Genomic DNA, 23,188 nt, shown 5'->3' on the forward strand with positions numbered 1-23,188 from the left:
AAAGGAGTAGACCTCTTGGAAGGTCCAGAAATCACGTTCGCCGAAACCGTTATCGATAACGGCAAGTACGGAACGCGCACCATCCGCTTCGAAACTGGGCGTCTTGCCCAGCAGGCGCAGGGTTCTGCCGCCGCTTACATTGACGAAGAGACAATGCTGCTCTCCGCCACCAGCGCGAGCAAGCAGCCGAAGGACAACTTCGACTTCTTCCCGCTGACCATCGACGTCGAAGAGCGTATGTACGCTGCTGGCCGCATCCCGGGCAGCTTCTTCCGTCGCGAAGGACGCCCCTCCACCGAGGCGATCCTCACCTGCCGTCTGATCGACCGGCCGCTGCGCCCGTCGTTCGTCGACGGTCTCCGCAACGAGATCCAGGTCGTCGTGACCGTTCTCGCCATTGCCCCAGATGAGCTGTACGACGTGCTCGCGATCAACGCGGCATCCATGTCGACCCAGCTCGCAGGCCTGCCGTTCTCCGGACCGATCGGTGGCGTTCGCGTCGCCCTCATTCCTGACGAGAACGGTGGCGGCCAGTGGGTTGCATTCCCGAAGCACTCGCAGCTCGAAGACGCCGTGTTCAGCATGGTCGTTGCCGGCCGCCTGATCGACGGTGGCGCGGATGTCGCGATCATGATGATCGAGGCAGAAGCAACCGACAACGCGTGGAACCTCATCAAGGCCGGCGCTATCAAGCCGAACGAAGAGGTCATTGCTGAGGGCATCGAGGCATCGAAGCCGTTCATCAAGCAGCTCATCGAAGCCCAGCAGAAGGTTGCGGATGCCGCAGCTAAGCCGACCGCTGACTTCAAGCTCTTCCCGCCCTACGAGCAGGAGACCTACGACGCAGTCGCAGCTCTTGCAGAGGCTGAGCTGAAGGACGTCTACCAGATCGCAGCCAAGGTCGAGCGTCAGGATGCTGACGACGCACTCAAGGCTCGCGTCAAGGACGCCATCGCCGCGAAGGTCGAAGCCGGCGAGCTTCCTGCTTCCGCACTGAACCAGGTTGGTGCCGCATACAAGTCGGTCACCAAGAAGGTCGTGCGTACCCGCGTTCTCAACGAGGGCATCCGCATGGACGGACGCGGCCTGGCCGACATCCGCCCGCTCGATGCAGAAGTTGCTGTCATCCCGCGCGTGCACGGTTCGGCAATCTTCCAGCGCGGCGAGACCCAGATCCTGGGTGTCACCACGCTGAACATGCTCAAGCTTGAGCAGACGATCGACTCGCTGAACCCGGTCACCAAGAAGCGTTACATGCACAACTACAACTTCCCGCCATACTCGACCGGTGAAACCGGCCGTGTGGGAACGCCGAAGCGCCGCGAGATCGGCCACGGAGCGCTCGCTGAGCGTGCCCTGGTTCCCGTGCTGCCGACGCGTGAGGAATTCCCCTACGCCATCCGTCAGGTGTCTGAGGCTCTCAGCTCCAACGGTTCGACGTCGATGGGTTCTGTCTGCGCTTCGACCCTGTCGCTGCTGAACGCCGGTGTGCCGCTGCGCGCACCCGTTGCCGGTATCGCCATGGGCCTGATCTCCGACACCGTTGACGGTGAGACCCGCTACGCGGCCCTCACCGACATCCTCGGTGCAGAAGACGCACTCGGCGACATGGACTTCAAGGTTGCCGGTACCGCCGAATTCGTGACCGCGATCCAGCTCGACACCAAGCTCGACGGCATCCCCGCCTCGGTGCTCCGTGGCGCACTGACGCAGGCCCGCGACGCTCGCACGACGATCCTCGCCGTGCTGAACGCTGCAATCGACGCTCCTGATGAGATGGCACCGACCGCGCCTCGCGTGATCAGTGTCCAGATCCCCGTCGACAAGATCGGCGAGCTGATCGGCCCGAAGGGCAAGACGATCAACGCCATTCAGGACGAGACCGGCGCAGACATCTCGATCGAAGAAGACGGCACCGTGTACATCGGCGCCGTTGACGGACCGTCGGCAGAGGCTGCGCGTGCGCAGGTCAACGCCATCGCGAACCCGACCAACCCCGAGGTTGGCGAGCAGTTCCTCGGAACTGTCGTGAAGCTCGCCGCATTCGGCGCCTTCGTCTCGCTGCTCCCTGGGAAGGACGGCCTGCTGCACATCTCTGAGGTGCGCAAGCTCGCCGGTGGCAAGCGCGTCGAGAACGTCGAAGACGTACTCAACGTTGGCCAGAAGGTCCTCGTTGAGATCACCAAGATTGATGACCGTGGCAAGCTGTCGCTCGCCCCGGTGCTTGAAGAAGGTGCTGACACGGAAGGCCGTGGCGCCACTGGAGAGCACGCTGACGCTCCGGCTGAAGGCTAGTCATATAGATCTCCCGGTACGCCTCTCGCCAGGCTGCCGGTGAGACGGAGGGCCCGTCCTGCTTCGGCAGGCGGGCCCTTTCGCATTCCCTGATGCACCAATCCCGCTGGTTGAGGAGCGCCCGAGGAACGAGGTCGCGTCTCGAAACCCGCCGTGCCTACCACGATGCGCGGCGGGAGATCAGTCGACGGACTCCAGGCCGCGATCCAGCAGCGGCTGCACGCGATAGGGGATGAGCTCGCTCATGGCCAGCGACGTCGCCGTGCGTTCGACACCGTCCACCGCGAGAATGGTGCCGTCGATGCGGAACAGGTCGTCGGCATCCGTGCACACCACTCGAATCTGCAGGTCGGCGTCACCGCTCATGCCGTGCGCCTCAACGATCTCAGGGATGAGCGCCAGCTTCGCAACGATCTCGGCAAGCCGCTTCTGCTGCAGGTGCACGTCGATGAATGCGGTGAGCGGATACCCGATCGCGGCCGGACTGATGCGGCGATCAAATGACAGGAATGCGTGCGACTCTTCGAGCCTCGACATGCGGGCCTGGATCGTGTTGCGCGAGAACCCCAGCCGGTTCGCGAGCGCGACGAAGGTGCTGCGCGGGTCGTCACTGAGTGCGCGCAACAAGCGGATGTCTGTCGAATCGACGGTGATCATGGGCAGACCCTAGCAGCTAGGGCCTGCCCATCATGGGTGATGCCGACTAGTACAGCTTGATCGAACCGCCGTCTGCCATCAGCGTCTGGCCGGTCATGTAGCGGGAGTCTTCGCTGGCGAGGAACACGACGATCGGTGCGATGTCGGTCTCTGGGTCGCCCAGGCGGCCGAGCGGGATTCCGTCGACGACTTCCTGGTAGGCGTCGGGGAATGCGGCACTCCACTGCTCGATGCCGGGGGTCAGCGCGATCGGCGACACGATGTTGACGCGGATGCCGTCGGCAGCCCACTCGTTGGCTGCCACGCGTGAAACGGCGCGGATGGCTTCCTTCGCTGCGGCGTACGTGGCCTGCGTCGGGAGGCCCTTGATGCCGGCGCCGGAGGCGAAGTTCACGATGCTGCCGGTGGTCTTCACGAGCTCAGGGTGCGCGGCGCGCATCAGGTTGAAGGTGGCCATGAGACCGGTGCCCATGGACAGGTCCCACATTTCGGGAGTCGTCTCCAGGATGGGTGCCTGGCGTGAGGCGTGCGCGTTGTTCACGAGCACGTCCAGCTTGCCGAAGCGTGCCACGGTCTCTGCAACGATTTCCGTGGCGCTCTCTGCCAGGGAGATGTCCTTGGCGATGAAGTGCACCTCGCCGAGGTCTGCGAGGTTGGCAACGAGTTCGTCACCCTGGGCCTGGTTGAGGTCGACGACGACGACCTTCGCGCCCTCAGTGAGGAACCGGCGCACGATTCCCTGGCCGATTCCGCCGGCGCCGCCGGTGATGATTGCTACCTTGTTGTCGAGTTTCATTGCTTACCTTTCAATTGTCCGGCGTCGTGAACAGTCGATGTCCGGAGGTTTATGATGCGCAACTCGACGCCGTCGAGGAAGTTCTGAACCGTGAAGTCCAGCGCCCGATGCGTCGAGGTACGAGTGATGCCGCGCTCGTGGAAGCGGGCGGCGATGGGGTGTGAGCTGCGGGCATCCGCTGACCAGCCGTCGATGACCCGACTCGTGCGGCCGGTCTCGGTGCCCGTTTCTGCGTAGCCCGTCTCTGGGCTGGCCGTCTCTGTGCTGCCGGTCTCTGGGCTGCCGGGATTGGCGGCGAACACGATGCTCGCCGCGCCGATGGCCAGCGCTGAGATGCCGAGCAGGCAGTCGAAGCACTCGTCGAGGGGGAGCCCTGCGGCGTGTAGCTTGCCGAGCAGGGTTTCGAGCTGGTCGAGCGTTGCCATGTTGAGCAAACGATCGGGTGTCAGCACGATCCGCAGCAGCCAGGGGTGGGCCTCGAACGATCCCCAGTTGGCGTCGGCCATATGCACGAGCAGCTCGCGCCAGGAGGCGTCGCCGGCCGGCAGCAGGGGGAAGTCGCGGACGGCCGCCCCTGCCATCTGGAAGAGAAGCGCGTCGCGATCGTCCACGTGCCGGTAGAGCGCCATGGCCGACACGTCGAACGCCCCGGCAACCCGCCGCATGGAGACGGCGTCGAGGCCATCCCTGTCTGCGATCACAATGGCAGCGGCCACGATGGCTTCCGCGGTGAGTGGGGCGGCGGGGGTGGGCATGTTTACAGTGTATACGCGACGAGTGTGAAGAAACCGTGCGCCGGGGCGAGCCTCGATCGCCCCGACTGGAACTCGGTTGATACGGGCGAAGCCGCGACCTGGCGTGGGCGGCGATCGGGCTGATTTGCGGCATCCGTTTGAGTGATTGCACACCCACACCCGCACAAATGACGCAATGTGCACAAGCGAGAACGAAGTGATTGTGCTGGGTGTTGTCCGAGCGTAGTCTCGCTGTATCTCGGCAATGGCGCCGCAGAGGGCCGGACGCCACAAGCACCCCGGTCCTGATCGTGACAGAAAAGGTTGCGTGCAGACGTGTTCACAGAAGCTCCCGATGCCAGGGTTCGGCCCGATATCGACGACGTCCTCCAGCTGATCACCCCCTCGGGTGACCGGCTGGCCCATCCGGTGCTCGACCCGTGGATAGCGGATGTCACGCCGGACCACCTCAGAGCGCTCTACCAGGACATGGTGGTGGTGCGGCGGATCGACAGTGAAGCCACGGCGCTTGCCCGGCAGGGCGAGTTGGGGCTCTGGCCGCCGCTGCTCGGCCAGGAAGCGGCGCAGGTCGCCTCCGCGCGGGCGTTGCGAGCGGATGACTTCGTCTTCACCAGTTACCGAGAGAACGCGGTTGCCTACTGCCGCGGCGTGGGGCTGACCGATCTCGTGCGGTCGTGGCGTGGAACGGCGCCGTCCGGCTGGAACCCGTACGACGTTGGCATGGCGACCCCGTCGATCATCATCGGAGCGCACACGCTGCACGCGGTCGGCTACGCCATGGGCTGCGACCTCGATGCCGTCGATTCGGTGGCCGTCGCCTATTTCGGCGATGGCGCGACCAGCGAGGGTGACGTGAGCGAGGCCATGGTCTTCGCGGCAAGCTTCCACCTCCCCGTGGTCTTCTTCTGCCAGAACAACCAGTGGGCCATCTCAGAGCCCGTCGGATTGCAGGCGGTGCGGCATATCGCCGACCGCGCACCCGGCTTCGGCATCCCCAGCCTCCGGGTCGACGGCAACGACGTGCTCGCGGTGATGGCCGCCACCCGCATCGCGCTCGAGCGTGCGCGGTCGGGCGGGGGAGCCACCTTCATCGAGGCCGTCACCTACCGGATCGGTCCGCACACGACTGCCGACGATCCCACCCGTTACCGGGATGCCGCCGAACTTGACGCGTGGAAGGCGAAGGATCCGCTCCTGCGGCTTCGCCGCCTCCTGGAACGTGAGGGTGAATTCTCGTCGGCCTTCGATGAAGAAACGGCCAAGAAAGCGGATGCCGTCGCAGCGGAAATGCGCGCCGGGTGCGTCAATGACCCGGCACCGGAACCCCTGCGGCTCTTCGACCACGTGTTCGCCTCCGCTCACCGGGGGATCGACGCGCAGCGGGCAACGTATGCCGAGTACCTCGACAGCTTTGACGTCGACAGCACTGACGTTGACAGCACTGACGTTGACAGCTCTGACGTTGACAGCGCTGACGTTGACAGCGCTGATGTCGAAAGCTCCGACATCGACGGCACTGACGGGGAGGCGCAGTCATGAGCATCACGACCGAATCAACGCCAACGGCATCGCCGGTGGGGGCACCGGCCGCTGCTCCGGCTGCCGCAGTTGCAGGGCCGACTTCGCCGTCGTCCGCACTGCCGACTGCGCCACCAACCACACTGACGATGGCGAACGCCATCAACGCGGCGCTCCGCCGCACCATGCACGACGACGACAAGGTCGTGCTCCTCGGTGAGGACATCGGTGCCCTCGGCGGCGTCTTCCGGGTGACGAACGGACTCCAGGGCGAGTTCGGTCCACGGCGGGTGATCGACACCCCGCTCGCGGAGTCGGCGATCATCGGCACCGCGGTCGGTCTGGCGTACCGCGGTTATCGGCCGGTGTGCGAGATCCAGTTCGACGGATTCATCTACCCAGGCTTCGACCAGATCGTCAGCCAGGTGGCCAAGCTGCACTATCGCACGCAGGGTGCGGTGCGGATGCCGCTCACCATCCGGGTGCCGTTCGGGGGCGGGATCGGCGCGGCCGAGCATCACTCCGAGTCTCCTGAGGCTTACTTCGCCCACACCGCAGGGCTGCGCGTCATCGCCGTCTCCAACCCGCAAGACGCCTACAGTCTGCTGCGACAGGCGATCCAGAGTGACGATCCTGTGCTGTTCTTCGAACCCAAGCGCCGCTATCACGTCAAGGGCCACGTCGACGAGACGCTCGGTACGTCGATGGGCGACGCCGTCGTGACGACGCAGGGAACGGATGTCACCCTCGTCACGTACGGCGGATTGCTCGCGGTCGCGCAGGATGCGGCCAGTGCCGCCGCCGACGACGGCATCTCGATCGAGGTCATCGACCTGCGGTCGCTGGCGCCCATCGATTTTGACTGCATCACGGCATCCGTTCGTAAGACAGGACGCCTGGTGGTGAGCCACGAAGCTGCCCTCTCCGGTGGCATCGGCGGGGAGATCGTGACCGGGGTGATCGAGCGCTGCTTCTCGAGCCTCACCTCAGCGCCGGTTCGGGTGACCGGATTCGATATTCCATATCCGCCGGCCAGGATGGAACGGCATCACCTGCCCGACCTTGACCGGATGCTCGACGGGGTCGACCGAGTGATGGGACGCCGCTGATGATCAAGGTGTTCACGCTGCCAGACCTCGGCGAAGGGCTCACCGAGTCGGAGATTGTGACCTGGCTCGTGGCGTCTGGCGACACGGTCACGCTCAACCAGCCGCTGGCCGATGTGGAGACGGCCAAAGCGACCGTCGAACTGCCGTCGCCGTTCGCCGGCATCGTGCGGCAGCTGCATCACGAGCCGGGCGATGTGGTGCAGGTGGGCGAGCCGATTGTGAGCTTCGAGGTCGTTGAAGTTGGGGTGGTCGAAGGCGCTGCGGTTGAAGCTGCGATGACCGAAGCCGTGACGACCGAAGCCGTGACGGATCCCGTGCCTGAACCGCTCCCCGTCCCAGAACCGGAGACCGAACCACGGCCGCGACCAGAGCGAGAGTCAGGGGCAGACGACCTCGACTCTTCTCCAGAACGTGAACCCGTTCTGGTCGGCTACGGAGCAGAGGCGGAGCGCGGCGGGCGTCCAGTGCGGCGACCGCGCAAGCCGATCGCGACCGTGCCACCGGCATCCGTTGCAGTGACCGAGCCGACGGCCGGAGGAGCCGAGACCGCAACCGAGACGCGCACACCGGTGACCGGAGTGCGCCGTCGCACAGCGGCAGCCATGGTGCAGAGCGCATTCACAGCACCCCAGGCCAGCGAGTCACTCACTGTCGACGTCACGCCGACGCTTGAGCTGCTGGAGTCGCTCGGGCCGGTGAACGGCGGACGCAGCATCGGCATCCTGGCCGCGGCGTCGAAAGCGCTGTGCCTCGCCGTGCGGCGCAGCCCGGCGCTCAACGCCAGCTGGGATGACGCCGCCGGAGAGATCGTCGAGTTTCACGCCGTGAACCTCGGCATTGCCGTGGCCACGCCGCGGGGTCTGCTGGTGCCCCACATCAAACGGGCCGACGCCATGAGCCTCACGGAGTTGGCCGGTGCGATCACCGCGCTGGCCGAGGAGGCGAGGGCGAGTACCACCCAGCCGTCGTCCCTCATCGGGGGAACCATCACCATCACCAACATCGGAGTCTTCGGGGTCGATGCTGGCACGCCCATCCTCAATCCGGGTGAGGCCGCGATCCTGGCGATGGGAGCGGTGCGCCGCGTGCCGTGGGAGCACCATGGTGGGATTGCGCTGCGCTCCGTGATGACGCTCACGCTGACATTCGACCACCGGCTGGTCGATGGTGAGCAGGCATCCCACTTCCTGGTCGACATCGGCCGGATGCTGTCGAATCCTGGGGTGACGCTGGCTCTCGTGTAGCGCGTGCCCTCGCTTGACCGGCCGCGGGCGGTGGGGGAGAGTGAGACCATGACTCCTCCGACCGTGTTGACCGCGATGCAGACCGCATCCGCGCTGGCCGAGACTGGCTTCGTGCATTTCAACGGCAGCCTGGAGGCGGAGTTCGCCACCGGCACGTTCGCGCGCGGGCTCGAACTGGTCAATCGCATCGGCCTGGCGGCAGAGGATGCCAATCACCACCCGGACGTGCGCCTCGGCTATGGCAGCGTCGGGGTAACGCTGAGCTCACACGATGCCGGCGGAGTCACCGACCGCGACCTCCAGCTGGCCGGCACCATCGCCGCCATCGCCGGGGAGCTGGACATCTCGACAACGGGCGTCGTGCCCGGCCGGTACGACGTGGCGATCGACTGCACCGACGTGGACGCCATCAAGGGATTCTGGCTGGTGGCCTTCGGCTACGTCGAGACGACGGGCGAGAACGGCATTGAGCTCGTTGATCCGGCTGGTGTTGGCCCGCGGATCTGGTTCCAGCACATGGAGATCGCGCGCACCGACCGCAACCGCATTCACCTCGACGCCTACGTGACCGAAGCGGATGCCGAGGAGCGCGTCGCCGCCATCATTGAAGCCGGCGGCACCCTGGTCACCGACGAGTTCGCGCCAGACTGGTGGGTCATGGCCGATGTCGAGGGCAACGAGATGTGCGTCTGCACGTCCACCAGCTAGCGAGGGATCGGGTCAGATCAAGCCGGATTAACGGTGAGGGCGCCGAGCGCCATTGCTTCCAGCAGGGCACGGATTGTGTCTCTGGAGGAACCCTTCCCCCTCCGAGTCGCAGCGCCAGTCGTCACGCTCGTGCTGTACGGAGTGGAGTTCATGAGACCGAACACGGCGTGCGCCCTGATCCGCAGCAACTCGGTCTCCGTGTGCGGATTCAACTCGCTGAGTATGCCCACCCACAGCTCCACATAGCGGCGTTGCAGCGCACGCACCTGGTGGCTGTCCGCTTTGCCCAGGCTGTCGAGATCCCGATCCTGCACGCGGATCACATCGGGCTGCGACAGTGCGAAATCAACGTGAAAGGTGACGAGCGCACGTAGCGCGGTGGCGGCATCCGGTGCGGTGTCGACGACAGCTTGGCCCCCTGCAACGAGATCCTCGCTCACCCCGATGAGCAGCGCCGCGAGCACGGCCTGCTTGCTGCTGAAATGGCGGTAGATCGCCGGCCCACTCACCCCGGTGGCCGCGCCCAGGTCTTCGATCGACACCCCGTTGAACCCGGCAGAGGCAAACAGGCGAGCGGATGCCGCCAAAATCGACGCCCGCCGTTCGGCCTTGGCCACGCTGCGCGGCGTCAGCGGGCGCGGCTCGGTGTCGGTGTTGGCGTCGCTGTCATGCTTCACCTCGCGCATCTTTCCCTCCACCCCTAGACAATCCAGTTAGTGAATACTAACTTGAAACCGGGAGTCGGAACACCGGCTCGGAGCGGGAATGCGTCGATGGAGACACTGCAGAGCCGGATCGATGCGAGTGATGCATCGTTCCGGAAGAACGCGAGCGAACAGCACGCCCTGGTGGCGGAGCTGCGCCAGAGGCTGGAGCAGACAGCCCTCGGCGGCACGGCGAGCTCCCGCGACCGGCACATCGCCCGCGGCAAGCTGCTGCCCCGAGAGCGCATCGACCGGCTGCTCGACCCCGGCAGCCCGTTCCTTGAGATCGCGCCGCTGGCCGCCAACGGAATGTACGACGACGAGTCGCCCGCCGCCGGCCTGATCGCCGGCATCGGCCTGGTGCACGGCCGCCATGTGCTGGTGATTTCCAATGACGCAACGGTGAAGGGCGGCACCTACTACCCGCTCACGGTGAAGAAGCACCTGCGCGCGCAGGAGATCGCCCTCGACAATCATCTGCCGTGCATATACCTCGTCGATTCAGGGGGAGCTTTCCTGCCGATGCAGGACGACGTCTTCCCCGACCGCGACCACTTCGGTCGCATCTTCTTCAACCAGGCCACCATGTCTGCGCGCAAGATTCCGCAGATCGCCGCCGTCCTCGGCTCGTGCACGGCGGGCGGCGCGTACGTTCCGGCGATGAGCGACGAGACAGTGATCGTGCGCGGCCAGGGCACGATCTTCCTCGGCGGCCCGCCCCTCGTGAAGGCGGCGATCGGGGAGGTCGTCACCGCAGAAGAGCTGGGTGGTGGCGAACTGCACGCCCGCGTCTCCGGCGTGAGTGACCACCTGGCCGACGACGACGATCACGCCCTGCAGATCGTGCGTGACATCGTGGCGACGCTGCCCGCACCGAACCTGCCTGCCTGGGACGTGCAGCAGCCCGTGGATCCCGCGGTGTCCGAAGCCGAACTATATGGGGTGGTCCCCACCGACGTGCAGGCGGCATACGACGTGCACGAGGTGATCGCCCGGCTGGTCGACGGCAGCCAGTTCCACGAGTTCAAACGCGAGTACGGCACCACGCTGATCACCGGGTTCGCGCGCATCCACGGGCATCCGGTGGGCATCATCGCCAACAACGGCGTGCTGTTCAGCGAGTCGGCAGAAAAGGGCGCCCACTTCATCGAACTCTGCGACCAGCGGGGAACGCCGCTCGTCTTCCTGCAGAACATCGCCGGGTTCATGGTGGGCAGGGACGCGGAGGCCGGCGGCATCGCCAAGCACGGCGCCGCGATGGTGACCGCGGTCGCCACGGCCAGGGTGCCGAAGCTCACCGTGGTGATCGGGGGCTCGTTCGGCGCCGGCAACTACTCCATGTGCGGGCGGGCGTACTCGCCGCGCTTCCTCTGGATGTGGCCGGCCAGCCGCATCTCCGTGATGGGCGGCCCACAGGCATCCGCTGTGCTGGCCACTGTCAAACGCGACCAGATCGAGGCCAGGGGAGAAAGCTGGAGCGCGGCAGACGAGTCGGCGTTCACCGCTCCGATCACCGCGCAGTATGAACGCCAGGGCAACCCGTACTACTCGACAGCTCGCCTGTGGGACGACGGCATCATCGACCCGGCCGAAACCCGCACGGTGCTCGGCCTCGCCCTCGACGTCTGCTCACGTGTTCCGTTGCCCGCCACGGCCTTCGGCCTGTTCAGGATGTGAGAAGCGGATGCCCATCGAACAGCAGACACCAGGCCGACGGTTCACCATTGTGCTGGTGGCCAACCGCGGGGAGATCGCGTGCCGGATCATCCGGACACTGCGCGAGCTCGGCATCCGCTCTGTGGCCGTCTTCAGCGATGCAGACCGGGGAGCGCTGCACGTGCAGCTGGCCGACGTTGCGCTCCGCGTTGACGACTACCTGGACGGGGCGGCGGTCCTGGCTGCTGCGCGGGAATCCGGCGCAGAGGCGATCCATCCCGGCTATGGCTTTCTGAGTGAGAACGCCGACTTCGCAGCCCAGGCCGGCGACGCCGGACTCGTCTTCATCGGTCCAAGCGTCACGGCGCTCACCGTGATGGGCGACAAGATCAGGGCGAAAACTCACGTTGCGCGCTCGAACGTGCCGGTGATACCGGGGGTCGCCGAGCCAGGGTTGAGCGATGCCGCCCTGATCGACGCGGCGGCGACAGTCGGGTTTCCGCTGCTCGTCAAGCCCTCAGCCGGTGGCGGCGGCAAGGGCATGTATGTCGTCACCGCCCCGGAGGATCTGCCGGCGGCGCTCGCGTCAGCCAGGCGTGTCGCCGCTCGGGCGTTCGGCGACGACACCCTCTTTCTTGAGCGATTGATCGAGCGGCCGCGGCACATCGAAGTGCAGGTGCTGGCCGACAACCACGGCCAGGTCATTCACCTCGGTGAACGCGAGTGCTCGCTGCAACGCCGACACCAGAAAGTGGTGGAGGAGTCGCCGTCGCCCCTGCTGGCCGGCCTGCCAGGTGGCGATGACCTGCGCGCCCGGATGGGAGAGGCAGCCTGCGCCGCCGCACGCAGCGTCGAGTACAGCGGGGCAGGCACCGTCGAATTCCTGGTCTCAGACGCCGCGCCAGACGAGTTCTTCTTCATGGAGATGAACACCCGGCTGCAGGTCGAGCACCCGGTCACTGAACTGGTCACCGGCATCGACCTCGTCGCCTGGCAGCTGCGCATTGCGGCGGGGGAGCACCTGAAGTTGCGGCAGGACGACATCCGCTTCACCGGCCATGCCATCGAGGCGCGGGTGTACGCCGAAGACCCCTCCCACGGTTTCCTACCGTCGACCGGCACGGTGATTGCGCTGCGGGAGCCGACGGGGCCGGGAATCAGGGTCGACAGTGCGCTGCTGCCGGGGCTCGAGATCGTCGCGCGCTATGACCCGATGCTGGCGAAGGTGATCGCCTGGGGTGAGAGCAGGGCCGACGCTTTGTCCCGCCTGGACACCGCACTCGCCGAAACGTTGATCCTGGGCGTATCCACCAACGTGGCTTACCTGCGTGCGCTGCTCGCCGACCCCGACGTCGTGGCGGGCCGACTCGACACCGGACTCATTGAACGGATGCTGGCCACACCGGCCGTCCAGCAACGCCTTGGTACTGCGGCGGGTGCGAGTGCGGGTGCGGGTGCGGATTCCTCTGGGGGCGTGGCTGCGGGTGCAGAGCAGCTGGCCGGACTGGGCACAGGACACGAGCGGATGCTGGCAGCCGTCGCCCTGTTCCTGCACCGCTCTGCCTGGGAGACAGCGGAATCTGTCTGGCACCGACCAAGCGGCTGGCGTCTCGGCCAGCCCCGCGCGGTGCGCTACCTGCTGGAGATCAACGATGCCCAGGTTGCCGTTTCGGTGACCGGGGATTCAGGCGACGCGCGTGTCACGATCGGCGCCGGAACCCCGGTGGCCGCGGGGATACGGAGCCTGAACGGCGAACCTGGGCGTTACACCGTCGATGTCGCGGGGGTGGTGCGCGTTGCAGAGCTCGTTGAAGCAATCAACGGGCCGCGCACCGTCTGGATCGCGGACGGGCAGGCCACGGCATCCGTTCGGGTGGTGTCGGATGCAGAACGTCTCGCGGCCCTGAGATCCGGCGATGTACCGATGGCCGGCGTGGCCGACCCCCAGCTGCGCTCACCGATGCCGGGCACCGTGACGAACGTGAGCGTGACCGACGGTGACAGCGTCGACAGCGGAGCCGCCATCGTCACGATTGAGGCCATGAAGATGGAGCACACGCTCGTGGCAGCGCTGGCCGGGATCGTCCGGATCGCACACACCGTCGGCGACGTGGTCGCCCGCGGCCAGGTGCTCGCCACCATCGAAAGCTCCCCACCTACCGCGTCATCCCACAGTCCAAACCCCGGCAACCCCGGCAACCCCGGCAACCCCGGCAACCCCGGCAATCCTCAGAATCCTGGAAACCCCACGAGTGGAGATCAATCATGAGTCACGAGCTCAGTACAAACAGCAACCGAAGCGGCGCTTACGAGTTGAGCGATGCACACCAGAAGCTCAGCGACCAGGTGCGGGACTTCGCCGACACGGTCGTTGCTCCCGCCGCGTATGAGTACGACACGAAGCGGAGCCTGCCCTACGACATCATCGATGCCATGGGAGAGATGGGGCTCTTCGGGCTGCCATTCCCGCGTGAGTACGGCGGCAGCGACCAGGGATACTTCCCGTTGTGCCTCGCCGTCGAGCAGCTCGCCAGGGCAGACCAGAGCATCGCCGTCACCCTGGAGGCGGGCGTCGGCCTCGGCGCGATGCCCATCTTCCGGAGTGGCAATCAGGCGCAGAAAGAGGAGTGGCTGCCCCGGCTCGCCGCGGGGAAGGCGCTCGCCGGCTTCGGCCTCACCGAAGCCGAAGCCGGGTCAGACGCGGCAGGCACCCAGACCACAGGCCGGCTGGTGTCCGGTGCTGCCGGGAACGAGTGGGTCATCGACGGCAGCAAGCAGTTCATCACGAACTCCGGCACCGACATCACCGCCCTGGTGACCATCACGGCGGTGACGGGAGAGTCACACCGGGCAGACGGCTCGCTGAAAAAGGAGCTGAGCGCCATCCTCGTGCCGAACGGCACCCCTGGGTTCACAGTTGAGCCGTCGTACGACAAGGTGGGCTGGCACACGTCTGACACGCATCCGCTCACGCTGCACGACGTGCACGTGCCGGAGGGCAACCTGCTGGGGGAGCGCGGGCGAGGCTTCGCGAACTTCATCCAGACGCTCGACGAAGGGCGCGTGGCATTCGCCGCGCTCTGCACCGGCGCCGCACAGGGCTGCCTCGAGGAGGCCATGCGCTACGCCAAGACCCGCAATGTCTTCGGCAGGTCCATCGGGTCGAACCAGCACATCGCCTTCACCATCGCGCGCATGCAGGCCAGGGTGCACGCGGCCAGGCTCTCGTACTACGACGCGGCGCACAAACTTGAGCACGGCAAGCCGTTCAAGCTCGAGGCAAGCATGGCGAAGCTGATCGCCAGCGAAGCCGCCATGGACAACGCCCGTGACGCCACCCAGATCTTCGGGGGATACGGCTTCTTGAACGAGACTCCCGTCGCCCGGCACTATCGCGACTCGAAGGTGCTCGAAATCGGGGAGGGCACAACAGAGGTGCAACTCATGGTCATTGCCCGCGAAATCGGCTTTAATTCTTTTGAGGGCAGTGCGAACAGCACCAACGCCACCAACGGCACGAACGGCGGTGCGAACGGCGCACTGAACGGGAGGGCGGCATGACGCAGGGAGACCACCAAGGACACGCGACGGATGACCGCGTCGTCGCCCTGCAGCGCGGTCTCTACTACGAAGACTTCGATGAGCGCACGCGCTACATGCACCGGCCAGGCCGCACGGTGACCGAGGCCGACAATGTGCTTTTCACCACCCTGACGATGAACACACAGTCGCTGCACCTTGACGCGGCGTGGGCAGCCACCCAGCCGTTCGGCCAGCGGCTGGTGAACTCCATGTTCACCCTCTCGACCCTGGTCGGCAGCTCTGTCGCGCAGTTGACAGAGGGCACCATCGTGGCCAACCTCGGGTTCGCCGGCGTGAGGTTTCCGCATCCGCTGTTCCACGGCGACACCCTCTACTCAGAGAGCATCGTCACAGCCAAACGGCTCTCGGCCTCGCGTCCTGGCCAGGGCATCGTCACGCTCATCCACACCGGCACCAACCAGGACGGCACCGTCGTGGCGGTCGCCGAACGGTCGGTGCTGGTCTGGTGCAAGGACGCCGCACCATGACATTCACCATGGGACCTGCCCTGCTGTTCTGCCCTGGCGACCGGCCAGATCGCTACGACACGGCGATCACTCGAGCGGATGCCGTGATCATCGACCTTGAGGACGCCGTCGCACCCGCAGCCAAAGCGGCAGCCCGCGAGGCGCTCGCCGCCAGTCGGCTGGATCCGGCGCGCACCATCGTGCGGGTCAACCCGGTCGACAGCGATGACTTCGAGCATGACCTGCTGGCGCTCGCCGAGACGCACTACCGCACGGTGATGCTGCCGAAGGCGACTTCAGGCGCACAGGCCGTTGCGCTGACGGGCTACGAGGTGGTCGCGTTGTGCGAAACGGCGCAGGGCGTGCTGGCCGCACCGCAGATCGCCGCCGAACCCAATGTCGTCGCCATGATGTGGGGAGCTGAAGACCTGATTGCGGCACTGGGCGGGTCGACGAGCCGATTCCCCGATGGCACGTATCGCGACGTTGCCAGGTTCGCCCGCGCCAGCGTGCTGATTGCCGCCGGTGCGCACGGGATCGTCGCCGTCGACACCGTGCACCTGGCCATCGATGACCTCGATGGGCAGAGAGTCGAGGCAACGGATGCCGTCGCCAGTGGGTTCGGCGCCACGGCCTGCATCCACCCCAGCCAAGTGCCGGTGATCCGCGATGCCTACCGCCCATCGGAGGACGACGTGGCACGATCCCGAGAGATCGTTGCGGCCTCGAAGGGCTCCCGCGGCGTGTTCGTCGTCGATGGGCGCATGATCGACAGGCCGTTGCTCAGGCAGGCAGAGGCAACGTTGCGTCGGGCAGGGGCTGCGAGCTAAACCTCTTCTGACGCCGTCTCGGCCTCAGTGTCGGCATCCGTTCGACCCGCAGCTGCCGCCTTGGCAGAGGCCAGGGCGCGCTCCACCGCGTTCACCAGGTCTGGTGAATCGGGGGTGACGGTCGGCGCAAAGCGGTCGATGATCTGGCCGTCGGCGCTGATGAGGAACTTCTCGAAGTTCCACTTGATCAGCCCAGGCAGTATGCCGTGCTTGAACTTGGTCAGCTGCGCATAGAGCGGATGCTGGTTCTTGCCGCGCACATCGATCTTGGCCGTCAGCGGGAAGTTGACGCCGAAGTTCAGTTCACAGAATGACGCGATCTCGTCTTCAGAACCTGATTCCTGATTGCCGAACTGGTTGCACGGCATGCCAAGCACGACGAAATCGTCGCCGGCGAAGCGCTCGTACAGCTTTTCGAGACCCTCGTACTGCGGAGTGAATCCACAATGAGACGCCACATTCACGACCAGGACAGTTTTACCCGCGAACTGGCCGAACGTGCTCTGGCTCCCATCGATCATCGTGAGGGGAACGTCATACAGGTTTGAGGTGGTCATGCGGTAAATCTACGCCAGCACAACACTTTTAGGCTGCGAGACGGCTCACTATCTGGGCACCGGGTGCCGATAGTCGTACAGCTTCGAGAACTTTCAGACAACTGCCGTAATGGGCGCAACATAGTGCCGCAGCGCTGACATAGTCTCGGACGAGGGGGAAGGGAAACGGGATGTTGCACGATCGGGCACTGACGAAGAAAAGCACCGCTGGCGTAGAGTCTGGCGAGCTTGACCTGTCGCAGGTTGAGGCGGCCAGTGACGAGCAAAAACGCCGAGAGGCGCCGGAGCCAACTGCATTGCGCACGCTGCCCGATACGAGCCTCCACGTCTATCCGCTTGCCCTCGGTGGCAGTGTGTTCGGGTGGACAGCGAGTGGCGATACGAGCCACGAGATCCTCGACCGTCACCACGGGTTGGGCGGGAACTTCGTCGATACGGCCGACAGCTACGCTGCCGGTCTCAGCGAGGTCATCCTCGGCAACTGGATGCGCAGTCGCGGCACGCGCAATACGACGATCGTCGCGACCAAGATCGGGCGTAACCACGACCACCCAGGACTCACAGCTCGCAGTATCGTCGGTGCAGTGAACGCGTCGCTCGAGCGGCTGCAAACCGACTACATCGACCTGTTGTACTTCCACCTCGACGACGGCGACGTGCCCATGGAGGAGAGTCTGGGCGCCGTCGATCTGCTGCTGAGAAGCGGCAAGGTGCGGCACATCGGGGCATCTGACTTCTCGGCGGAGCGACTTATGGAGGCGCGCGTGCTGGCCGCGAACGGCCTGCCGCGCTTCGTTGCCCTGCAGAGCCACTACAACCTCGTACACAGGGAAGCGTTCGAAGGGTCGCTCTCCATGGTGACGCGGGCACAAGGACTCGGCGTCATGCCGTACTTTGCGCTGGCGCACGGCTTTCTCACCGGCAAATACCGCACGAAGGCCGACCTGGTCGACTCAGCCAGGGGTGTGCGGGCAGCGCACTATTTGCATCGACAGCCGTTGCGTGTGCTCACGACCATGGAGCGCATCGCTGCGGAGCACAATGTGGCCCCGGCGTCGATCGCCCTGGCCTGGCTGCTGTCACGTGAGGGCATCGTGGCACCGGTTGCCAGCGCCAGCTCCCCAGCACAGGTGGAGGCGCTGATGACGGCGGCACATATCGTGCTGACGCGCAGCGACCGGATGGAACTGGATCGCATCTCAGCGACGTGCTGACCGCTGACCGCAGCGTGCTGGCTGAGGGGCTAGCGGGTGCTCTCGTCGAGGATGCGCTGCACGGCACGGCCGAGCGCCGCGTTTGCTGCGATGGCGTCGCCGAGGTGGGCACTGGAGACGGCACCGTCCCTGGCGAGAGTGAAGTCATCGGCTGCGTCACCTGGGCGCGGGTGTCCCATTCCGCGGAACATGTTCTCAAGCACCGTCGCAAACCACTCGCGGTGCTGGGTCACCGCAATGCGCACAGGGTGCATCGGGTCGGTGAACTGCGCTGCGGCGTTGATGAAGGCGCCACCCTGGAAGCTGGAGTTCATCAGATCGTTTGAGACAGACGCGACAAATGCGCGGAGTCGTCGGTCTGGGGTGTCGTACGACTTCTCGAGCGACTCGATGAAGTCACGGCTCTGCTTGTCGCGTCCCTGGACGTACGCGACGATGAGCGCGTCCTTCGAACGGAAGTACTTGTAGAACGTCGCCTTGGTCACGTGCGCCTCTGCGATGATCCGGTCAACGCCGACCGTGTGTACGCCTTCGCCATAGAACAGGGTGTCTGCTGTCTCCAGGATGCGCACCTTCGCGTGCGTGGTGGGCCTGACCGACGTTTCTTGCAGTGCGACCATCCGGCCAACTCCTATGGTGTTCACGTTTGACGGCCCCCCGGGACCCAGTAGACAGACTGTAGCATACGGACAAACAGACTGGTCTGTCTGTCCCCCGCAAAACGCCAAAAGCCCATTCCAAACGGTGGTGACGTAAGGTTGAGGGGACATGACCGGTGCAGTTGAGTTCCCCTTAGACCTGGCCGAACTATCGTTCTTCGCCGCAGGTGATTCCCTCGTCCGACGCAGCGTGCTTCCCAGTGGGGTGCGAATTCTGAGTGAGCACGTGCCAGGGGCTCGTAGCTTGACTATCGGCTACTGGGTGGCAGTTGGTTCGCGAGATGAGCTTCCTCTGCACTACGGATCCACACATTTCCTCGAGCACCTCCTGTTCAAAGGCACGACAACGCGGTCAGCGCTGGACATCGCCGTGGCATTCGACTCTGTCGGCGGCGAGCACAACGCCATGACCGCCAAGGAGTACACCTGCTACTACGCCAAGGTGCAGGATCGCGACCTGTCCATGGCCGTTGAGGTGCTGACCGACATGTTCACCTCGTCGCGGCTTGACCCTGACGACTTCGACAACGAACGCGGCGTCATCCTGGAAGAACTGGCCATGGCCGATGACGACCCGGCCGACGTCGCCAACGAGCGTCTCTTCGAGGCTGTCTTCGGTGATCACCCACTCGGTCGCCCCATCGGCGGCAACCCCGGCACCATCAAGGCCGCCACCCGGGAAGCCGTGCTCGAGCACTACCGCATGAACTACCGCCCGCAAGATCTCGTCATCACGGTGGCCGGCGCCGTCGACCACGATGTGCTTGTCGCGCAGGTCACACGGTCACTGGCCCGCGCAGGGTGGGACCTCGAAGAGTTCGCCGCACCCGTCGAGCGCCGGAGCGCCGGCTCGTCACTCCTGACACAGGGGCAGCCGCTGTCCATCGTGAACCGGCCGCTCGAGCAGGCGAACATGCTGATTGGCATGCCGGGACTCGTTGCCGCAGACGACCGTCGCGTCACGATGAGTGTGCTCAACTCGATCTTCGGCGGTGGCATGTCATCGCGCCTGTTCCAGGAAGTGCGCGAGAAGCGCGGGCTGGCTTACTCCGTCTACTCGTTCGCGCCGGGATACTCCGACGCCGGGATGTTCGGCATGTACGCCGGCTGCACGCCAGCCAAGGCCGGCCAGGTCGCCGAGCTCATGATGTCCGAACTGCACAGGCTCGCCGATCACGGCGTGACCGCAGATGAAATGAAGCGTGCGTCTGGTCAGCTGTCGGGGGCATCCGCTCTGGCTTTGGAAGACTCAGACACCCGTATGTCGCGCCTGGGACGATCCGAACTCACCCTTGGCGAGTTCTCCGACCTCGATGAGGCGCTTCGACGCCTCGACATCGTCACGGCCGACGACGTGCAGGCACTCGCCGCCGAACTCGTGTCTGGGCCGCTGTCCATTGCGGCCGTCGGTGCGTTGGACGACGATGTCTTTGCCTCGATTCTCCCGGCACGAACACCCGCATTCACCGCCCCAGACGGGGCAGCAGCTGTGCAGCCTTAACCGCTCGACGGTTGGGTGGCGCCGTGTGCGCCACAGCGGAGCGCAACCGCGCCCGACACCAGCCTGTTCACCCGAAACCCAGCGTCACGCGAGAAATGAGAGAGGGACAACGATGCCCCACTACATCTACCTGGTCCGTCACGGCGAGCAACAGGATGCCGAGCACGGCATGCCGGATGGCCCCCTGTCTGCGCGCGGCAAGCGGCAAGCACGGCTCCTCGCAGAGCGGCTCGGGGGAGTGCCGTTCACCAGTGCCTGGCACTCGCCCCTGCAGCGAGCGGCAGAGACGGCCGAGATCATCGCTGATCGCCTGCCATCGCTCACCCCAGAGTCGTCGGCGCTGCTGTTCGACTGCTATCCGTCAGGCAAGGGCCATGACACGCCAACGGCGTACGATTCCTTTTTCGGGTCAATCTCAGAGGCCGAGATCGATGCGGGCAGCGCCCAGATGGGTGACGCCGTTGCTGAGTTCCTGCAGTCGCGTCCCGGCGACCGCCACGACCTGCTGATCACGCACAACTTCGTGATCGCCTGGTTCGTACGCGAGGTGCTCGGTGCGCCAGACTGGCGCTGGGTGGGCATCAACCAGGCCAACTGTGGGCTGACTGTGTTGCAGCAGAAGCCGGGTCGCCCGTGGACTTTGGTGACGCACAACGACCTCGGGCACCTGCCATTCGAGCTGCGGACGGGCCTGCCAGACAACCTGATGGTCTGACGCTCTGACGCTCTGACGCTCTGACGCTCTGACGCTCTGACGCTCTGGTCGGTGTGATATCCGCTTGTGCTAGCGGGTGCGCTTCACCGCGGCCGCGAGCCACATCGCTCGATAGAACGCGACAAAGCAAATGGCCATGCTGACGACCCACACGACGAGACTGGCGATTCGCCAGGGGGCGGGCAGGAGCCAAAACCCAGCCAAGCCAAGTAGCCCGGCCGTGAGTGAAATCCACCGAATGCGCCTGAGCGTCTTCACTGAGTTCCACATGCCCCCGAATCTAGCCGCATGCCGGTGCCAGCGCCAGTGGCGAATCAGTCGAGCACCTTACGCAACCACACAGTGGCGTTCGGGTTGTCGTTGTACGGCGGGACACTCGCGTAGCCGGCGCTGGTGTACAACCCGGCAGCTGCGGCGAGGCTCGAATTCGTGTCGAGGACAAGTTCGTCTGCCCCGAACTCACGGGCGCGGCGTTCCAGCTCTGCAAGTAGCAGGCGTCCCCATCCGCGTCCTCGTGTCTCCGGCTTCAGGAAGAGATGTTTGATCTCGAAGCGCACCGCGCCGTCGGGGGAGTCTGCGATGCGTCGGATACCGCCGCAGCCCTCGTGGATAACTTCTGGAGCACCTGCCGTGGCGTCCGCGTCCTTCGCTTCGCCGATGAGGAGGAAGATGCCGTTCGGCGGAACGAACTGGGCCGGGTCGGGGAATGTCGTGCGGTACGTGCCCTGGGAGGCGGGGAAGGTGGATGCCCGGTCGGCGAAGTACTGGGTGAGCAGGGCGAGCGCCCCAACGTCTGACGCAGCTACTTCGGTGAATACAGGCATGGCCCCAAGGCTAGTAGCGTGCGCCCGGTACTGGCGCGCGCGATTGGTAGATTGGGACGCATGACAACACGGGTGGCCATCGTCGGTGCAACAGGAAAGATGGGGCGCCTGGTCGCGGGGCTCGTCGAGGCCCAGGACGGCTACGAGATCGTCGCGCGGCTGAACTCCCGCAGCCAGCTTTCGGAGATGCTGGGAGCGGATGTCGTCATCGACCTCACTGTGCCAGGCGTCAGCCAGAGCGTGGTCGACTTTGCCGTCGACAACGGCCTCCGCGTGCTCGTTGGCACCTCAGGCTGGTCGCAGGAGCGCATTGACGCTCTCAGTGCCACGCTGCGTGACCGCGACGACACGGGTGTCGTCATCATCCCCAACTTCTCCATCGGCTCTGTGCTCGGCACCGCATTCGCGACGATGGCCGGGCGCTTCTACGATTCGATCGAGATCATCGAGGGGCACCGGTCGACCAAGGTTGATTCCCCGTCGGGAACCGCCGTGCGCACCGCAGAACTCATCGGAGAGGCGCGCGCTGAGCGCGGCCCGGTGATCGCGCCGCACACCGACCAGCGTGCCAGGGGGCAGCAGGTGGCCAGCATCCCGATCCACAGCCTGCGCATGGAAGGACTCATCGCCAAGCAGGACGTCATCTTCGGTGGCACAGGTGAGACCCTCACCATCAGCCACACCACGTTCTCGCCGTCGTCGTACGAGCGCGGCATCCTGCTGGCGCTCGACGCGGTGCGCGAGGCGCGTGGGGTGACCGTCGGCCTCGACAAACTCATTGACCTCGGCTTCGGCGCACCCGCCGCCGGAACGGCTGCAGAATGAAGGCCCGTGCCGCAGCCATCCTGATGGCCGTGTTGCTGGTGTTCTACATGGCCCTGGTCGGCTGGCGCGCCGTGCTGTTCATCGCGAGTGGCGAGCCGATCGGAATCGCGATCGGTGTCGCTCTCATCGTGCTTCCCCTCATCGGAGTGTGGGCGCTGGTCAGGGAATTGACCTTCGGCTCTGCGACACAGCGACTGGTGAGCCAGCTTGACGCTGAGGGCAACCTTCCAGAGGAAGAACTCCCGGTGCGGGCGAGCGGTCGCCCGGTGCGCGAGGCTGCGGATGCGCAGTTCCCACAGTTCCAGGCCGAAGTGGATGCCGACCCAGATAGCTGGCGCGCCTGGTTCCGTCTCGGGCTGGCGTACGACGCTTCCGGTGATCGCCGCCGGGCGCGTGCCGCCCTGCGGCGTGCGATCGCGCTGGAGAAGACCACCGGAGCGGCGTAGCTCTCTCAATTGTTCTTGGTTCGAGTCCAGGTACCCAAGCACTAACCCCTGTATCTCCTCGGAGACCAGGGGTTTTCGTGTTTCCACGGTGCCGAAGGCGATCCGACAGGTGAGCTGTGCGGCGCA

At 65.4% G+C, this 23,188-nt stretch carries 23 protein-coding genes; 15 read left to right on the top strand and 8 right to left on the bottom strand.

Annotated elements, in window-relative coordinates; genetic code table 11:
• Nucleotides 1-15 precede the first annotated feature (15 nt).
• Nucleotides 16-2,295 (top strand): polyribonucleotide nucleotidyltransferase, encoded by a 2,280-nt coding sequence (locus tag AC25Z0_RS13820; protein WP_488133566.1) that lies wholly within the window; start codon nucleotides 16-18, stop codon nucleotides 2,293-2,295.
• A gap of 180 nt (nucleotides 2,296-2,475) precedes the next feature.
• Here the strand turns inward: AC25Z0_RS13820 and AC25Z0_RS13825 are convergent, their stop codons facing one another.
• From AC25Z0_RS13825 to AC25Z0_RS13835, 3 genes are read right to left on the bottom strand one after another with little or no spacing between them, the layout of a single operon-like run.
• Nucleotides 2,476-2,952: an Lrp/AsnC family transcriptional regulator gene (locus AC25Z0_RS13825; RefSeq protein WP_488120231.1), complete on the bottom strand. Its 477-nt coding sequence runs from the start codon at nucleotides 2,950-2,952 to the stop codon at nucleotides 2,476-2,478.
• Nucleotides 2,953-2,998: 46 nt separating this feature from the next.
• Nucleotides 2,999-3,748, bottom strand: a complete 750-nt coding sequence (locus AC25Z0_RS13830; RefSeq protein WP_488120232.1) for an SDR family NAD(P)-dependent oxidoreductase — start codon at nucleotides 3,746-3,748, stop codon at nucleotides 2,999-3,001.
• Nucleotides 3,745-4,503: a TetR/AcrR family transcriptional regulator gene (locus AC25Z0_RS13835; protein ID WP_488133567.1), complete on the bottom strand. Its 759-nt coding sequence runs from the start codon at nucleotides 4,501-4,503 to the stop codon at nucleotides 3,745-3,747. Before AC25Z0_RS13835 ends, AC25Z0_RS13830 begins: the two co-directional genes overlap by 4 nt.
• Nucleotides 4,504-4,818: 315 nt before the next feature.
• On the opposite strand from AC25Z0_RS13835, the gene pdhA reads away from it, so the two are divergent.
• From pdhA to AC25Z0_RS13855, 4 genes are all read left to right on the top strand, one after another.
• The gene (gene pdhA / locus AC25Z0_RS13840) at nucleotides 4,819-6,042 is read left to right on the top strand and encodes a pyruvate dehydrogenase (acetyl-transferring) E1 component subunit alpha (protein WP_488133568.1); all 1,224 of its coding nucleotides are present in this window, start codon (nucleotides 4,819-4,821) and stop codon (nucleotides 6,040-6,042) included.
• A gap of 128 nt (nucleotides 6,043-6,170) precedes the next feature.
• Complete coding sequence (locus AC25Z0_RS13845; protein WP_488133643.1) at nucleotides 6,171-7,130, top strand: alpha-ketoacid dehydrogenase subunit beta; 960 nt, start codon at nucleotides 6,171-6,173, stop codon at nucleotides 7,128-7,130.
• Nucleotides 7,130-8,374, top strand: a complete 1,245-nt coding sequence (locus AC25Z0_RS13850) for a dihydrolipoamide acetyltransferase family protein (protein WP_488133569.1) — start codon at nucleotides 7,130-7,132, stop codon at nucleotides 8,372-8,374. Before AC25Z0_RS13845 ends, AC25Z0_RS13850 begins: the two co-directional genes overlap by 1 nt.
• A gap of 48 nt (nucleotides 8,375-8,422) precedes the next feature.
• Nucleotides 8,423-9,082: a VOC family protein gene (locus tag AC25Z0_RS13855; RefSeq protein ID WP_488120236.1), complete on the top strand. Its 660-nt coding sequence runs from the start codon at nucleotides 8,423-8,425 to the stop codon at nucleotides 9,080-9,082.
• Nucleotides 9,083-9,099: 17 nt separating this feature from the next.
• On the opposite strand, the gene AC25Z0_RS13860 is transcribed toward AC25Z0_RS13855, so the two are convergent.
• On the bottom strand, nucleotides 9,100-9,768 hold the full coding sequence (locus tag AC25Z0_RS13860) for an SACE_7040 family transcriptional regulator (RefSeq protein WP_488120237.1): 669 nt from the start codon (nucleotides 9,766-9,768) through the stop codon (nucleotides 9,100-9,102).
• 87 nt (nucleotides 9,769-9,855) lie between these two features.
• On the opposite strand from AC25Z0_RS13860, the gene AC25Z0_RS13865 reads away from it, so the two are divergent.
• Genes AC25Z0_RS13865 through AC25Z0_RS13885 form a run of 5 tightly spaced genes read left to right on the top strand, consistent with a single transcriptional unit; the run spans nucleotide 9,856 to nucleotide 16,321 of the window.
• Nucleotides 9,856-11,463 carry a carboxyl transferase domain-containing protein gene (locus AC25Z0_RS13865; protein WP_488133570.1) on the top strand — a complete coding sequence of 536 codons (1,608 nt, stop codon included), beginning with the start codon at nucleotides 9,856-9,858 and terminating at the stop codon, nucleotides 11,461-11,463.
• Between the two features lie 7 nt (nucleotides 11,464-11,470).
• Nucleotides 11,471-13,711 (top strand): acetyl/propionyl/methylcrotonyl-CoA carboxylase subunit alpha, encoded by a 2,241-nt coding sequence (locus AC25Z0_RS13870; RefSeq protein ID WP_488133571.1) that lies wholly within the window; start codon nucleotides 11,471-11,473, stop codon nucleotides 13,709-13,711.
• A complete protein-coding gene (locus AC25Z0_RS13875) occupies nucleotides 13,708-15,003 on the top strand; it encodes an acyl-CoA dehydrogenase family protein (protein ID WP_488133572.1) in 1,296 nt (431 codons plus the stop codon). The genes AC25Z0_RS13870 and AC25Z0_RS13875 overlap by 4 nt, the downstream gene beginning before the upstream one ends.
• Nucleotides 15,000-15,512: a MaoC family dehydratase gene (locus tag AC25Z0_RS13880; RefSeq protein ID WP_488133573.1), complete on the top strand. Its 513-nt coding sequence runs from the start codon at nucleotides 15,000-15,002 to the stop codon at nucleotides 15,510-15,512. The genes AC25Z0_RS13875 and AC25Z0_RS13880 overlap by 4 nt, the downstream gene beginning before the upstream one ends.
• On the top strand, nucleotides 15,509-16,321 hold the full coding sequence (locus AC25Z0_RS13885; protein WP_488133574.1) for an HpcH/HpaI aldolase/citrate lyase family protein: 813 nt from the start codon (nucleotides 15,509-15,511) through the stop codon (nucleotides 16,319-16,321). Before AC25Z0_RS13880 ends, AC25Z0_RS13885 begins: the two co-directional genes overlap by 4 nt.
• Here AC25Z0_RS13885 and AC25Z0_RS13890 read toward each other — a convergent pair.
• Nucleotides 16,318-16,878 (bottom strand): glutathione peroxidase, encoded by a 561-nt coding sequence (locus tag AC25Z0_RS13890; RefSeq protein WP_488133575.1) that lies wholly within the window; start codon nucleotides 16,876-16,878, stop codon nucleotides 16,318-16,320. The genes AC25Z0_RS13885 and AC25Z0_RS13890 overlap by 4 nt on opposite strands.
• 170 nt (nucleotides 16,879-17,048) lie before the next feature.
• On the opposite strand from AC25Z0_RS13890, the gene AC25Z0_RS13895 reads away from it, so the two are divergent.
• The gene (locus AC25Z0_RS13895; RefSeq protein WP_488133576.1) at nucleotides 17,049-18,092 is read left to right on the top strand and encodes an aldo/keto reductase; all 1,044 of its coding nucleotides are present in this window, start codon (nucleotides 17,049-17,051) and stop codon (nucleotides 18,090-18,092) included.
• 29 nt (nucleotides 18,093-18,121) lie between these two features.
• On the opposite strand, the gene AC25Z0_RS13900 is transcribed toward AC25Z0_RS13895, so the two are convergent.
• Complete coding sequence (locus AC25Z0_RS13900) at nucleotides 18,122-18,712, bottom strand: TetR/AcrR family transcriptional regulator (protein ID WP_488133577.1); 591 nt, start codon at nucleotides 18,710-18,712, stop codon at nucleotides 18,122-18,124.
• Between the two features lie 148 nt (nucleotides 18,713-18,860).
• Here AC25Z0_RS13900 and AC25Z0_RS13905 point away from each other — a divergent pair, with 148 nt between their 5' ends.
• Nucleotides 18,861-20,252, top strand: coding sequence for a M16 family metallopeptidase (locus tag AC25Z0_RS13905; protein ID WP_488133578.1), 1,392 nt, complete (start codon nucleotides 18,861-18,863; stop codon nucleotides 20,250-20,252).
• A gap of 112 nt (nucleotides 20,253-20,364) precedes the next feature.
• Nucleotides 20,365-20,967, top strand: coding sequence for a histidine phosphatase family protein (locus AC25Z0_RS13910; RefSeq protein ID WP_488120247.1), 603 nt, complete (start codon nucleotides 20,365-20,367; stop codon nucleotides 20,965-20,967).
• Between the two features lie 69 nt (nucleotides 20,968-21,036).
• Here the strand turns inward: AC25Z0_RS13910 and AC25Z0_RS13915 are convergent, their stop codons facing one another.
• Together AC25Z0_RS13915 and AC25Z0_RS13920 are read right to left on the bottom strand one after the other, a co-directional pair.
• Nucleotides 21,037-21,237 carry a hypothetical protein gene (locus AC25Z0_RS13915; RefSeq protein ID WP_488120248.1) on the bottom strand — a complete coding sequence of 67 codons (201 nt, stop codon included), beginning with the start codon at nucleotides 21,235-21,237 and terminating at the stop codon, nucleotides 21,037-21,039.
• 44 nt (nucleotides 21,238-21,281) lie between these two features.
• Nucleotides 21,282-21,791 (bottom strand): GNAT family N-acetyltransferase, encoded by a 510-nt coding sequence (locus tag AC25Z0_RS13920; protein ID WP_488133579.1) that lies wholly within the window; start codon nucleotides 21,789-21,791, stop codon nucleotides 21,282-21,284.
• Between the two features lie 60 nt (nucleotides 21,792-21,851).
• Between AC25Z0_RS13920 and dapB the strand changes: the two genes are divergently transcribed.
• Nucleotides 21,852-22,616 carry a 4-hydroxy-tetrahydrodipicolinate reductase gene (dapB, locus tag AC25Z0_RS13925; protein WP_488133580.1) on the top strand — a complete coding sequence of 255 codons (765 nt, stop codon included), beginning with the start codon at nucleotides 21,852-21,854 and terminating at the stop codon, nucleotides 22,614-22,616.
• Nucleotides 22,613-23,062 (top strand): tetratricopeptide repeat protein, encoded by a 450-nt coding sequence (locus AC25Z0_RS13930; protein WP_488133581.1) that lies wholly within the window; start codon nucleotides 22,613-22,615, stop codon nucleotides 23,060-23,062. The genes dapB and AC25Z0_RS13930 overlap by 4 nt, the downstream gene beginning before the upstream one ends.
• Nucleotides 23,063-23,188: the final 126 nt, after the last annotated feature.

It is taken from the genome of Leifsonia sp. Y862, assembly GCF_057669585.1.